14 protein-coding genes are annotated in these 13179 nt (G+C 42.0%); 1 reads left to right on the forward strand and 13 read right to left on the reverse strand.

Annotated features, from left to right (window positions below; genetic code table 11):
- Window positions 1-204: 204 nt before the first annotated feature.
- From rpsR to IHV09_RS18040, 6 genes are all read right to left on the reverse strand, one after another.
- The gene (gene rpsR / locus IHV09_RS18015) at window positions 205-438 is read right to left on the reverse strand and encodes a 30S ribosomal protein S18 (RefSeq protein WP_066399523.1); all 234 of its coding nucleotides are present in this window, start codon (window positions 436-438) and stop codon (window positions 205-207) included.
- Between the two features lie 57 nt (window positions 439-495).
- A complete protein-coding gene (ssb, locus tag IHV09_RS18020) occupies window positions 496-1041 on the reverse strand; it encodes a single-stranded DNA-binding protein (protein WP_066399530.1) in 546 nt (181 codons plus the stop codon).
- A gap of 21 nt (window positions 1042-1062) precedes the next feature.
- Entirely contained in the window at window positions 1063-1353 is a 291-nt protein-coding gene (gene rpsF, locus IHV09_RS18025; RefSeq protein WP_066399533.1) for a 30S ribosomal protein S6, read from the reverse strand.
- Window positions 1354-1753: 400 nt separating this feature from the next.
- On the reverse strand, window positions 1754-2851 hold the full coding sequence (ychF, locus tag IHV09_RS18030) for a redox-regulated ATPase YchF (protein WP_137791310.1): 1098 nt from the start codon (window positions 2849-2851) through the stop codon (window positions 1754-1756).
- A 197-nt stretch (window positions 2852-3048) separates the two neighbouring features.
- A complete protein-coding gene (locus tag IHV09_RS18035; protein ID WP_066244210.1) occupies window positions 3049-3246 on the reverse strand; it encodes a DUF951 domain-containing protein in 198 nt (65 codons plus the stop codon).
- A 14-nt stretch (window positions 3247-3260) separates the two neighbouring features.
- Window positions 3261-4145 carry a mechanosensitive ion channel family protein gene (locus IHV09_RS18040; protein WP_231618389.1) on the reverse strand — a complete coding sequence of 295 codons (885 nt, stop codon included), beginning with the start codon at window positions 4143-4145 and terminating at the stop codon, window positions 3261-3263.
- A 224-nt stretch (window positions 4146-4369) separates the two neighbouring features.
- On the opposite strand from IHV09_RS18040, the gene yyaC reads away from it, so the two are divergent.
- Window positions 4370-5002 (forward strand): spore protease YyaC, encoded by a 633-nt coding sequence (gene yyaC / locus IHV09_RS18045; protein ID WP_197132746.1) that lies wholly within the window; start codon window positions 4370-4372, stop codon window positions 5000-5002.
- A 38-nt stretch (window positions 5003-5040) separates the two neighbouring features.
- Here yyaC and IHV09_RS18050 read toward each other — a convergent pair whose 3' ends face one another.
- The 7 genes from IHV09_RS18050 to mnmE form a co-directional block, all read right to left on the reverse strand.
- Window positions 5041-5775 (reverse strand): DUF554 domain-containing protein, encoded by a 735-nt coding sequence (locus IHV09_RS18050; RefSeq protein WP_197265129.1) that lies wholly within the window; start codon window positions 5773-5775, stop codon window positions 5041-5043.
- A 155-nt stretch (window positions 5776-5930) separates the two neighbouring features.
- Window positions 5931-6773 carry a ParB/RepB/Spo0J family partition protein gene (locus tag IHV09_RS18055; protein ID WP_197132744.1) on the reverse strand — a complete coding sequence of 281 codons (843 nt, stop codon included), beginning with the start codon at window positions 6771-6773 and terminating at the stop codon, window positions 5931-5933.
- Window positions 6754-7527: a ParA family protein gene (locus IHV09_RS18060; RefSeq protein WP_191755486.1), complete on the reverse strand. Its 774-nt coding sequence runs from the start codon at window positions 7525-7527 to the stop codon at window positions 6754-6756. The genes IHV09_RS18055 and IHV09_RS18060 overlap by 20 nt, the downstream gene beginning before the upstream one ends.
- A gap of 462 nt (window positions 7528-7989) precedes the next feature.
- Window positions 7990-8853: a nucleoid occlusion protein gene (gene noc, locus IHV09_RS18065; RefSeq protein ID WP_066399545.1), complete on the reverse strand. Its 864-nt coding sequence runs from the start codon at window positions 8851-8853 to the stop codon at window positions 7990-7992.
- Window positions 8854-8980: 127 nt separating this feature from the next.
- Complete coding sequence (rsmG, locus tag IHV09_RS18070; protein WP_197132740.1) at window positions 8981-9697, reverse strand: 16S rRNA (guanine(527)-N(7))-methyltransferase RsmG; 717 nt, start codon at window positions 9695-9697, stop codon at window positions 8981-8983.
- 20 nt (window positions 9698-9717) lie between these two features.
- Window positions 9718-11604, reverse strand: a complete 1887-nt coding sequence (gene mnmG / locus IHV09_RS18075; protein WP_197132739.1) for a tRNA uridine-5-carboxymethylaminomethyl(34) synthesis enzyme MnmG — start codon at window positions 11602-11604, stop codon at window positions 9718-9720.
- Window positions 11605-11622: 18 nt separating this feature from the next.
- Window positions 11623-12999: a tRNA uridine-5-carboxymethylaminomethyl(34) synthesis GTPase MnmE gene (gene mnmE, locus IHV09_RS18080; RefSeq protein ID WP_197265130.1), complete on the reverse strand. Its 1377-nt coding sequence runs from the start codon at window positions 12997-12999 to the stop codon at window positions 11623-11625.
- Between the last annotated feature and the right edge of the window lie 180 nt (window positions 13000-13179).

The following is a 13179-nucleotide window of genomic DNA, read 5'->3' on the forward strand; positions in this document are numbered from 1 at the left end:
TTTCATGAGTATAAATGAGAAATCCAAAAGTTTTGAGCTCCAATCCACATATTTCATGCCTGAATCCTAAAGTTTTAGCGGTTTATCCACGAGTTTTAGGCTTTTATCCGCGAGTCTACAATCCTCGACAAAATCAGACACTCACTACTATCTTTGAACACAAAAAACGCAGCCAGGAAACCCAGCTGCGTTCTTTAAACGATCTTATTCAGATACATATGGTAACAATGCCATGTGACGAGAGCGTTTGATCGCACGAGTCAATTGACGTTGATATTTAGCAGATGTACCAGTTACACGACGAGGAAGAATCTTACCGCGCTCAGAAACGAAACGCTTTAAAAGATCAGTGTCCTTGTAGTCGATGTAAGTGATTTTGTTTACAGTGAAGAAACAAACCTTACGACGCTTTTGGCGTCCACCACGACGTCCAGCCATAGTTGGTCCCCTCCTTTAGTTTTATTTTATATATTCCGATTCATAGTTTACGTTAGTTTAAAATGGCAAATCGTCATCAGAGATGTCGATCGGCGTGCCATCATTTGCAAACGGGTCATCGTTGAAGTTATTACGTTTTGGATTCTGCTGTTGTTGCTGTCCTCCAAAGCCGTTGTCACTTCCATAGCTGCGGTTCTGATTTTGCTGCCCAAATCCGCGGTCATTTGATGGTCCACCAAAGTTGTTGCTGTTGCCTTGATATTGCTGGCCTCCAGCATTAGCGTTTTTAGGTTCAAGGAATTGAACACTTTCTGCCATTACTTCAGTAACATACACTCTTTGACCCTGCTGGTTCTCGTAAGAACGAGTTTGCAAACGTCCATCCACTCCTGCAAGCGATCCCTTTTTCAAGAAGTTCGCTACATTTTCAGCGGGCTTACGCCATACGACACAGTTAATGAAATCTGCTTCGCGCTCACCTTGCTGATTCGAAAAAGGTCGATTGACAGCAAGTGTGAAGTTAGCAACTGCCACACCGTTTGGAGTGTACTTTAATTCTGGGTCTTTTGTTAAACGTCCCACCAGTACTACTCGATTTAGCATTCAGAACCACTCCTTAAAGGATTAATTTCTTTCGTCTACGATTGTCATGAAACGAAGAACATCTTCGTTGATCTTCATAAGACGGTCGAATTCATTAATCGCTTCGTTTGGAGCGTTAACTTCCAATAGCGTGTAATATCCATCGCGGAAGTCATTGATTTCGTAAGCTAAACGCTTTTTACCCATTTCCTTTTCGTTCGCGATCTCCGCACCGTTGTCAGTTAGGATGCTTTTCGCACGCTCTTTCGTTGCCTTAAGAGCTTCCTCTTCGATATTCGGACGGACGATGTACATAATTTCGTACTTTTTCATTCCGTTCACCTCCTTTTGGTCTAAGCGGCCCAAAACATTTATTTCGGGCAAGGAGAAAATCATCATAACAGTATTTGTTGACAATTAACTCACAATAAAGAATTATATCAAAACATCCTGTATAAAACAAGCATCTCTCGAAAAAAGCATAAAAAAGAGGAAAAGCGATTGCTTTTCCTTCGATTTTTTAAATTTCTTAGACGTTACTCTAAAATGGTTTTGGATTAGTTTTGTAAAAAACTTCACTGACAAGTTGGTTGGAGCGTAAGGTGCGAGACTCCTGGGGGATCAGCGGGACAGGTGAGACTCTTAACAGCGCAAAGCGCTAAGAGGCTCACCTCACGCCCCCCGGAAAGCGAGCATCCTGGAGCGGAAACTAACTGCTTCTCAGTTTTTTTTATTAAACATTAAAACGGAAATGAACAACATCTCCATCTTTCATCTCATATTCCTTACCTTCAAGACGAACTTTACCTTTTTCTTTAGCAGCTGCCATGTTGCCAGCAGCCATCAGATCATCATAAGCTACGATCTCTGCACGGATAAATCCTCTTTCAAAGTCCGTGTGAATGATTCCTGCACATGCAGGAGCCTTCATCCCTTTACGGAACGTCCATGCGCGTACTTCTTGAACTCCCGCTGTAAAGTAAGTAGCTAGACCAAGAAGAGAATATGAAGCACGGATCAGCTTATCAAGACCTGCTTCTTCAATGCCTAGTTCTCCTAAGAATGCCATCTTTTCGTCGCCATCAAGCTCAGCGATTTCTTCTTCCACTTTTGCACAGATTACGATAACTTCAGCATTTTCACGTGCCGCATATTCTTTAACTGCTTCAACATGCTCGTTCGTGCCTTCTAAAAGCTCATCTTCGCTTACGTTAGCAACGTAAAGAATCGGCTTCATTGTAAGAAGGTGCATCGTGTGAACAATCTTCTTCTCTTCAGGTGTTAGATCAACACTTCGTGCAGGAAGTTCTTGCATAAGAGCTTCTTTGATCTTTGAAAGAACAGCAAACTCAGCTACAGCTTCTTTGTCTTTAGACTTTGCAAGCTTTTCAACACGTGCAACACGCTTGTCGATAGACTCAAGATCTGCAAAGATAAGCTCTAGGTTGATAACTTCAATATCATCGATCGGATTAACTTTTCCGTGAACGTGCGTGATGTTTTCATCATCAAAACAACGAACAACTTGAAGGATCGCATCTGTTTGACGGATGTGAGATAAGAATTTGTTTCCTAACCCTTCTCCTTTACTCGCACCTTTTACGATTCCAGCGATGTCTGTAAACTCAAAAGTTGTAGGTACTACTTTTTTCGGCTGTACCATCTCTGTTAATTTTTGAAGACGGTGGTCAGGTACTTCAACGATTCCAACGTTCGGATCGATCGTACAGAACGGATAGTTAGCAGATTCAGCACCTGCTTGTGTAATAGCATTAAACAATGTAGATTTACCAACGTTCGGTAAACCAACGATTCCAGTTGTAAGAGCCACTGTTCATTCACTCCTCTGTTTTATATAAAGCTTAGAAATCCTAAGGCTTTTCATCGTAATAAAAAAATATCCTTCCCAATTATAGGTTTTATCATCTTAAAAAACAAGAAGAACCGGGTCGTGTAACCCGGTTCGAACGTTTAATCATTTTATAAAATTATATCGCGTGTTTTTTGTTTCACGTGAAACAAGAGTTGTTACTCGCCTGGAGAGGATAAGACTTTCTTAATTTTCTTAGCGAACTCCGCTCTTGGCAGCATCACGCTATGTTGACATCCCATGCATTTAATCCTTATATCCGCACCCATACGAATCACTTTCCAACGATTCGTTCCACATGGATGCTGCTTCTTCATTTCTACTTCATCGTGAAGTTGAAATTCTTTTTGCTGCATACTTCAGCTCTCCCTTATTTATTTTCTTTTGGCACCGGTTCTTTTTGATACGTGACCATTTTAGGATAAGGAATCTCAATTCCTGCTCTTTCAAGCTCGTGTTTTAACGTTTTACGGAGTTCACGTGCGATCTTGAAGTGTGTCATCGGAAGTACCTCTGCTGTAACACGGATTACAACTTCTGATGCACCAAGCATCTGAACACCTAATACTTCTGGTTCTTTAACCATCTCAGGATAGTTTGGTTTAGCGTTCTTCACGACATCCTGGATAATGTTTTGCGCTTTATCGATATCCTCTTCATAAGCAATACTCAAGTCAACGACCGCAATACTGTTATGAACAGAAAAATTCGTAACTTCTGTGATAGACGAATTCGGCAGGATATGCAATTCTCCTGTCCAGCTTTTAATTTTTGTCGTCCTTAATCCAATTTCTTCAACGGTTCCTTCAAAGTTCGTGATCCGTACCGTATCTCCAACAGAGAACTGGTTCTCGAAAATGATGAAAAATCCTGTAATGATATCTTTCACAAGACTTTGGGCACCAAAACCAATCGCTAGACCAACCACTCCAGCACCAGCAAGAATCGCTTTAATATCTACACCGAACTCCGTTAATATGGTTAAGATCGCCACAAAATAAATAACATAAGAAGCAACATTATCTAACAGTCTAAATAGGGTGTTCTCTCTTCTCTCACTTAAACGTAGAGGAGATTTCAGCCGAACTTTAAAAACATTAGCGATCGCTGCTTTTACGATGTATTTGAAAATAATAGCGAGTAATATAATTCCTACGATCTTTAAGCTCGTCGTAGCAATGCCTGTCCACCATTCTTTATCGGAAAAAATCGTGACAGCTTTTTCTGCTGTTTCTGGTAAGTTAGCACCTGCCAATGGGTCATCTTCCTCTCTTTGATTATGAAATTATTTAATCAGCTTTTGCTAAGAATATCAAATGTAAATATGTGATCTACTGTTAAGAAAAACTTCTAGAGTTACGAGTGCATAGGAAACGGGTATAGACTTTAAACAAAAGTCTGTGATTATTGTATTCTACCATGTATAAGAAAAGGATTTCTTCCGTATACTAGTAGAACCATTATAAAGGAGAGGATGTCATGTTCCTCAAACGGAAGCTGGGATTAGGGAAACCCATTCAATATAAATTGCACCACGAAGACAAGGAAGCTATGCTCAGAATCACCGAACAAATATTACCTATGCTTCCGGAATCAACTCATCAGCCAGTTGTCGTTGTCTGTATAGGAACAGACAGATCGACAGGCGATGCATTAGGCCCGCTTGTTGGTACAAAATTGCATAATAAAGATACTTTCCCGTTCTTTGTTTACGGCACACTAGATGACCCCGTTCACGCGGTTAATTTAGAAGAAAAGCTAAAGATGATTGCGATTGAGCATCCAGGTGCTTTTGTTATAGGAATTGATGCTTGCTTAGGTCGATTAAACCACGTAGGCATGGTCTCGATCAACGATGGTCCTGTTAAACCAGGAGCTGGCGTTAACAAACAGCTGCCTCCAGTGGGTGATATGCACATTACAGGTATCGTAAACGTGAGTGGGTTTATGGAGTATTTTGTCCTTCAAAACACACGACTCAGCATTGTGATGAAGATGGCTGATCTGATCGCTGATTCTCTTCATATGGCTTGTTTACGCAAAAAGATTCAACAAAAAAACATGATAGCAAGCACCGAATCTCGTTCACAAGACATTTATAAAATTCAATAACAAAAGCCGCTTCTACGTTCAAATAGAAGCGGCTTTTTTTAAATCAATCCTTGCGAGAACGCTAAAATACTTTCCCATTTTTCAACGATACAAACTAAAATCGTTGCGATGAGTAGACCTGGCAGAAGGTTCGCGACACGAATCTTAGCAATGCCAAGCAAATTCAGTCCGATCGCGACGATCATGATTCCACCCGTTCCCGTTATCTCTACAATCAAGGCGTCCATCAATTCTTGAGAAACGAAGCGATCGATCTGTGTAGCCATCAAGGCGATTATTCCTTGGTATAAAACGACGGGTATGGCAGAGAACATGACTCCGATGCCAAGCGTTGAAGTAAATAGGATCGCACAGAATCCGTCGATCAATGCCTTTGTATATAGAACATCATGCTGTTGTCTTAGCCCGCTATCGAGAGCACCTACGATCGACATCGCTCCAACAACAAAAACAAGTGTGGCTGTCACAAAACCGGTGGCAACCGAGCCCTTATCTTGTTTTCCTACCTTAGTTTCTAGCCACTTGCCGATCGCGTTCAACCGCTCTTCAAGATTCCACCACTCTCCTAGAGCGCCGCCGACCGCCAAACTTGCGATCACGATTAAGAACTGTTCACTCTTCAGCCCCATTCCGATTCCCAAAATCGTAACAGCCAAAGCCATCGCTTGTAAGATCGTATCTTTATAACGATCAGAAATATTTGTCCAAAATAATCCTAAAAAGCTTCCTGCAATAATGGCAATACCGTTTACTATCGTTCCTAACAGTGACATTTTTTTATGCTCTCCTATCTAAGCAGTTCCTCTTTGATTACTATAACGAAAGAATCAAGGTGCATACTTTCAATTGAATCAATAGTGCTAAGCTGTTAATCAAAACTCTTTTAGAAATAGCAAAAAAGAAAACCACCTCAGCGATGGTTTTCTGCTTACTTTTCTAACAGTTCTAAAATGCGTTCTAGATCATCTTGTGAAAAGAACTCGATCTCGATCTTACCTTTTCGTTTTGATTTCTTAATCGAAACAGAAGTACCAAAACGATCTCGTAATGAAGATTCTTTTTCTTGGAAGAAAACGTTCGCTGGTACTGTTTTTTTCTTTGTTCCACGTGAAACATTCATATTAATATCAGAGATTAATTTTTCAAGCTGTCTCACGTTTAAGTTTTCATTCATTACCCGTTCAACGACTGGCTGCATCTTCGTCTTTTTCTTAAGACCGAGCAATGCTCGTCCATGCCCCATTGATAGTTGTCCGTTGGATAAAAGTTCAAGAACAGGTTTTGGAAGCTGAAGCAAACGTATATGGTTTGCGATATGAGGACGGCTCTTCCCAACGCGAGAAGCTAACTCTTCTTGCGTGAGTTTTAAGTGTTCCATCAGCTTCTGATACGCTTGAGCCTCTTCAACAGGATTCAAATCTTCACGTTGCAAGTTCTCGATAAGAGCAACTTCCATCATTTTTTGTTCGTCATAATCTTTTACGATTACTGGGATCTCTTTTAATCCGGCTTCTGAAGCTGCGCGGAATCGTCTTTCCCCTAGAACGATTTCAAATCCTTTAATACTTTTCCGTACAACAATTGGTTGAAGAATACCATGTTCGATAATGGATTCTTTTAGTTCTTCAATGGCTTTTTGGTCAAAAACTTTTCGGGGCTGATACGGATTTGGCCTTAGCTCTGATATACTGACTTCTTTTATCTGCTCTTCTTCTCCTGCCTCTGTTGGAGGAAAGAAGGCATGCAGCCCTTTACCTAACCCTTTCACCAATGCCGATCACTTCCTTCGCAAAATCTAAATAAACATCAGCACCTCGGGATTTTGGATCGTAGATAATAATCGGTTTCCCGTGACTCGGCGCTTCTGATAGTCTAACGTTTCTTGGTATGATTGTTTCATACACTTTATCTTGAAAATATTTTTTTACTTCTTCAATAACTTGAATACCTAAGTTTGTACGTGCATCGAGCATAGTAAGCAGTACACCATCAATCATCAAGTCGGTATTTAAGTGTTTTTGAACAAGTCGTACTGTGTTTAAAAGCTGGCTTAATCCTTCTAGTGCGTAATATTCACACTGTACAGGTATGATGACTGAGTCAGAAGCCGTTAATGAATTAATGGTAAGCAGCCCTAATGATGGCGGGCAATCAATAATAATAAAATCATAATTGGAACTTACCTTCTCTAACGCTCTTTTTAACCGAACTTCACGAGAGATCGTCGGTACGAGTTCGATCTCGGCTCCAGCAAGCTGTATCGTCGACGGGAGGATATGTAAACCTTCACAGATGGTCTCGACGATCACATCTTTTACTTCTACATCCTCGACGAGAACGTTGTAGATACACTGGTCGATATCCCCTTTATCTACCCCTACGCCACTTGTTGCGTTCCCTTGAGGATCTATGTCTACGAGCAATACTTTTTTACCGAAATATGCTAAGCATGCACCAAGGTTGACCGACGTAGTCGTTTTTCCGACTCCGCCTTTCTGGTTGGCTACTGCAATGGTCTTGGCCACGTTGTCACCTACCTCACTTAAAAACATTCATTATCTATTATTCTATCACGAAGAAAATAAAATGACGTACGGAATTATAGAAAAAGAAGGATTTATTTTGTCCGGTTCTCAACTTATTACTTCTAAAATCCGGCCACTTCAGGAATTTAAGTTAGAAAGAATTGAAGAAATGGCTTTTTAGGCTTCAGAAGCTGATTACCACCTATACGGAGAGGGGTATTCCACCTAAAAACCCCTCAAATTCTAGCATCTATTCAAGAATTTTTCGACTTAATTCCGCGAGTTTTGGCGATAATTTCGCGAATTTTTCCTGTTTATCCGCGAGTCTACATCAATCGACAATCACAGAATGCCAGATACCCCACACCCATCCCATTTGAGCGTTACTTCGTCCGGCCCTCAGCACTCAAAAAGCCAACAAAAAAACCACCAGCTCCCATTCAAGCTGATGGCCTTCTCTTTTTATTTTTTCGGAATGCGAATCGTGAACTGATAGAACTCCTCGTGCTCTTCTTCTTCTGTGTCGATCGATAGCCCGCTTTGCACGACCATGTCTACCGATTGTCTGACCGTATTGATTGCTAGTCGCATATCTTTGCTATAGGATTTACGACGCGACTGAGGCTTCTTTTCTGCTGTTTCAGATTCGATCATTCGTTTCACACGTTCTTCTGTTTGCTTCACGTTCAATTGCTTTTCGATGATTTCTTGGAGAACGGCCTCCATCTTTTCAGGAGATTTCAAAACGATCAATGCCCGAGCATGACGTTCTGTCACTTTTTTCTGCAAAAGTGCATCTTGAATAGACTGCGGAAGCTTTAACAGACGCAGCTTATTTGCAATGGTAGACTGACCTTTCCCTAACTTTTGAGCAAGGCCTTCTTGTGTAAGTCCGTGCAATTCTAGAAGCTTAGCATATGCCATCGCTTCTTCAATAGCGGTTAACTCTTCTCGCTGAAGGTTCTCGATAAGTGCTACAGAAGCCGTTTGCGAGTCGTCCATCTCTTTAATGATTGCAGGAATCTTTTCCCACCCGAGCTTTTGGACAGCACGCCACCTACGTTCGCCCGCGATCAGCTCGTATTTGTCGTCGCCGATACCTCGAACGACGATGGGTTGAATGATTCCGTGAGCTTCGATCGTCTGTGATAACTCTTCAATTCGTTCATCTATAAAAACCGTACGAGGCTGAAACCGGTTGGGTATGATTCTTTGAACCGGAAGTTGAAGTACTTCTTCGTTGTCGTTTTTTTCAGCTGGTTCTGGATCTAAGGTTTGCTGGCTCTTTTCGCCGATGCCGAATAAACGTGAAAAAGGATGCTTCATGCGAATACACCACCTTTTGTAATCTGCCTGTTAACTAATTCTTCTCTCTAGTTCAATAATCCTGCAAGTCTGTAAAAATCTTTCTTTTATGTAACAGCTGTGTTTCACATAGAAACACAGCATCAGATTATGAAATAGGAGATTTGTTTGGCGTTCCTGGTTTACGAGGAAACTTCTTTGGTGTTTCTTTTACTTTATCAATCACAATGATATTGCGTTCGCTCTCCTCGATCGGCAATACGAACGAATGAATATCTTTAACTCTGCCGCCTAAAAGTTTGACTGCTTTTTCTCCGTCTCTCACTTCTTCAGGAAGGTTAGCACCTTTCATTCCCAAGAAGTGCCCACCAATTTTCACGAGTGGTAAACAAAGTTCAGATAGAACAGACAGTCTAGCAACCGCACGAGCCGTCACAAGATCGAACGTCTGTCTAAACTCTGGACGGTGCGCAAATGTTTCTGCACGGTCATGATACAGAGAAACATCCTCCAAACCAAGTTCATCTACTACGTGCTGTAAAAAACCAATGCGTTTATTCAGAGAATCAACGACTGTTAGCTTGATCTCTGGAAATGCAATCTTTAGTGGTATGGCTGGAAACCCAGCTCCAGCTCCAACGTCACACACCGTAATGTCTTGCTTGAAATTAAAATAAAAACCTGCCGTCACAGAATCATAAAAGTGTTTCAAATACACTTCTTCTTTTTCTGTGATCGCTGTAAGATTCATTTTTTCGTTCCACTCAACGAGCAGGTTATAATACGTTTCGAACTGTGATAGCTGCTTTTCTGATAATTCGACTCCCTTTTCTTTTAAGGAAGTTTGAAACAATTCTATATTCATGATTTTCACGTTCCTCCCCCTCAACGGGCGATCTTCGCCAGTTTACCTTGTTCGAGATAAATCAACAGAATAGAGATATCTGCTGGGTTTACCCCTGATACACGTGATGCCTGCCCGACAGAAAGAGGCCGAACTTCGTGAAGTTTTTGTTTTGCTTCTGTAGCTAGTCCGTTGATCGCCATGTAATCAAGATCTACAGGAAGCTTTTTATTTTCCATCTTGCGCATCTTTTCTACTTGCGCGAGCTGTTTATCGATATATCCTGCATATTTCACCTGAATCTCAACCTGCTCCATCACCGTCTCCGGTAAGGCAGTTTCTGCTGGTACGAGTTTATGAATGACCGGATATGTGATCTCAGGGCGCTTTAACAAGCTAGCTGCCGACATTGGTTCTTTTAACGGAGTCGATTGTGACTCTGCAAGAACTTGCTGCACGATTTCGTTCGGTTTGATCGAAACATGCTCGAGTCGGTCTATTTCCTGCGCAATTAATGCTTTCTTCTCTACAAAGCGTTCGTAACGATCTTCTGGTATCAGTCCGATTTCATGACCTTTTTTCGTTAAGCGCAGATCTGCGTTGTCGTGTCTAAGCAGTAAACGGTACTCCGCACGTGATGTTAGAAGGCGATACGGTTCGTTCGTTCCTTTTGTGATCAAATCGTCGATCAATACTCCGATGTACGCTTCAGAACGATCAAGCACAAGTGGCTCTTTATCTTGAACTTTTAACGCAGCATTGATTCCCGCCATGAGTCCTTGTCCCGCTGCTTCTTCATATCCGCTCGTTCCGTTCAGCTGCCCTGCTGTAAACAAACCGTTCACGCGCTTCGTCTCAAGAGATGGCCAAAGTTGTGTGGGAACGATCGCGTCATACTCAATCGCATATCCTGCACGCATCAATTCTGCTTTTTCAAGACCAGGAATCGTTGCTAAAATTCGCTTCTGTACATCTTCCGGAAGACTTGTTGAAAGACCTTGAACGTATACTTCTTCCGTGTTGCGTCCTTCTGGCTCTAAGAAGATCTGATGTCTTGGCTTATCATTGAACCGTACAATTTTATCCTCGATGGAAGGACAATATCTTGGTCCAGTACCTTCGATCATTCCTGAATACATCGGTGAACGATGAAGGTTTCCGTTGATCAACTGATGCGTTTCGTCACCTGTATACGTTAACCAGCAAGGAAGCTGATCTGTGATGTACTCGGTTGTTTCATAAGAAAAAGCACGAGGTACATCGTCACCAGGCTGAATTTCTGTTTTTGAATAATCAATCGTCTTGCTATTAACGCGCGGCGGTGTTCCTGTTTTAAAACGCACCATATCAAAGCCTAACTCTTGCAGATGATAAGACAAGTTGATTGAAGGAGCCATATTGTTCGGTCCGCTCTCATATGCGAGCTCTCCGATGATGATCTTCCCTCTTAAGTACGTTCCGGTTGTTAGTACGACCGCTTTTGCCGCATACTCCGCTCCGGTTTTTGTGATAACACCTCTACATACGCCGTCTTCGATGATCAGACGCTCTACCATCCCTTGACGTAACGTAAGGTTCTCTGTGTTTTCCATCGTTTTTTTCATTTCATGCTGATACAGGTATTTATCTGCTTGCGCGCGCAGTGCACGTACCGCTGGCCCTTTACCTGTGTTCAGCATACGCATTTGAATGTGTGTTTTGTCGATGTTGCGTGCCATCTCTCCGCCAAGTGCGTCAACTTCACGAACGACGATCCCTTTAGCTGGTCCGCCTACTGACGGATTACACGGCATATAGGCGACTGTATCTAGATTCAATGTTAGACATAAGGTTTTAGCGCCCATACGAGCAGAAGCTAGTGCAGCTTCAACCCCGGCATGTCCAGCACCAACAACGATCACATCAAACGTATCTGCTTTATATCCCATCGTTTTTTCCTCCTTTTTTTATTTTCCTAAACAGAATTGAGAGAACAATTGGTCGATCAGACTCTCTGAAACCGTGTCTCCTATGATTTCTCCGAGTATCTCCCAAGCTCTTGTTATATCGATCTGTACCATATCAATAGGTAGATCCGCCTCAATGCCGCCGAGCGCCTCATCAATATGATGAATCGTCTGCTGCAGAAGTGCGATGTGCCTTGAGTTGGATACGTATGTTAAGTCATTAGCTTCAATTCCGCCTGCAAAGAACAGGTTTGCGATCGCTTGCTCTAATTCATCGATTCCCTCTTCTTTTACTAAAGATGTTGAGATAACGGGTGAATTCTCTGATAGTTCCTTTATTCGATTCATATCTGCTTTCAGTTCAAGATCTGTTTTATTGATAATGACGATCTTATCGAGTCCTGCAGCTGCACGGAACAAGTTCTCATCTTCAAGTGAGAGCTCTTCATTCCCATTGATAACTAGCAGAATGAGATCTGCTTCTTTTAATACTTTACGTGATTTTTCAACACCGATCTTTTCAACGATGTCTTCCGTCTCACGAATCCCTGCTGTGTCAACGAGTCTTAAAGGAACACCTCTAACGTTCACGTACTCTTCAATAACGTCACGTGTTGTTCCCGCAATATCGGTTACGATCGCTTTATTCTCATGAACGAGTGCGTTCATGAGTGAGGACTTACCTACGTTCGGTCTTCCGATGATCGCCGTAGACAACCCTTCACGAAGGATCTTCCCTTGACTTGCCGTCTGCAGTATCGATTCCACTTCTTTTTTTACAGTCAAAAGGTTGTTGTTCAATAAAGAATGAGTCATCTCTTCTGCATCATACTCTGGATAATCGATGTTCACTTCTACATGGGCGATTGTTTCTAATAACGTTTGTCGAAGACGCATAACGAGTGAAGATAAACGGCCTTCCATCTGGTTGAGGGCTACGTTCATCGCACGGTCTGTCTTCGCACGGATCAAATCCATGACCGCTTCCGCTTGAGATAGATCAATCCTGCCGTTTAAGAATGCTCGCTTCGTGAATTCTCCTGGTTCAGCTAAGCGCGCTCCCTGCTGAAGAATCAATTGAAGAACTCTGTTCACAGAAACTAACCCTCCATGACAGTTGATCTCAACAACATCTTCCCGCGTAAACGTTCGTGGTGCACGCATGACGCTGATCATCACTTCTTCTACCGCTTGATCGAGTTTCGGATCAATCAATTTTCCGTAATGAATCGTATGTGTATCAACTTCAGAGAGACGTTTTGTCCCGCTGTACACTTTATCTGCAATGGCTACTGCGTCAGGTCCGCTCAAACGAACGATCGCAATCGCACCTTCTCCCATCGGAGTAGAGATCGCTGTGATCGTATCAAATTCCATTGTTGTTTCACCTCGGCTTTCCTCTTTACTTTCGCTCTATATAAATTACCTTTAGTATGGCCTTAAATACTTACTGTGATAAGGTTTTAGTAAAAATGGACATAAATATCCACAATAAAAAATAGTGTATCGCATAATGTGCTCACAGTAAAGAAAACGTGGCTGAAATCAAGCCTTAAA

Origin of the sequence: Fictibacillus sp. 23RED33 (genome assembly GCF_015903925.1) — a bacterium.
Taxonomy (GTDB): Bacteria; Bacillota; Bacilli; order Bacillales; family Fictibacillaceae; genus Fictibacillus; species Fictibacillus phosphorivorans.

Bases quoted from the DNA above. Each gene is read 5' to 3' on its own strand.
- rsmG (WP_197132740.1), bottom strand. From the start codon at position 9,697: ATGAATATAGAATTGTTTCAAACTTCCTTAAAAGAAAAGGGAGTCGAA.
- ssb (WP_066399530.1), bottom strand. From the start codon at position 1,041: ATGCTAAATCGAGTAGTACTGGTGGGACGTTTAACAAAAGACCCAGAA.
- IHV09_RS18050 (WP_197265129.1), bottom strand. From the start codon at position 5,775: ATGTCACTGTTAGGAACGATAGTAAACGGTATTGCCATTATTGCAGGA.
- rpsF (WP_066399533.1), bottom strand. From the start codon at position 1,353: ATGAAAAAGTACGAAATTATGTACATCGTCCGTCCGAATATCGAAGAG.
- mnmG (WP_197132739.1), bottom strand. From the start codon at position 11,604: ATGGGATATAAAGCAGATACGTTTGATGTGATCGTTGTTGGTGCTGGA.
- mnmE (WP_197265130.1), bottom strand. From the start codon at position 12,999: ATGGAATTTGATACGATCACAGCGATCTCTACTCCGATGGGAGAAGGT.
- noc (WP_066399545.1), bottom strand. From the start codon at position 8,853: ATGAAGCATCCTTTTTCACGTTTATTCGGCATCGGCGAAAAGAGCCAG.
- rpsR (WP_066399523.1), bottom strand. From the start codon at position 438: ATGGCTGGACGTCGTGGTGGACGCCAAAAGCGTCGTAAGGTTTGTTTC.
- yyaC (WP_197132746.1), top strand. From the start codon at position 4,370: ATGTTCCTCAAACGGAAGCTGGGATTAGGGAAACCCATTCAATATAAA.
- IHV09_RS18035 (WP_066244210.1), bottom strand. From the start codon at position 3,246: ATGCAGCAAAAAGAATTTCAACTTCACGATGAAGTAGAAATGAAGAAG.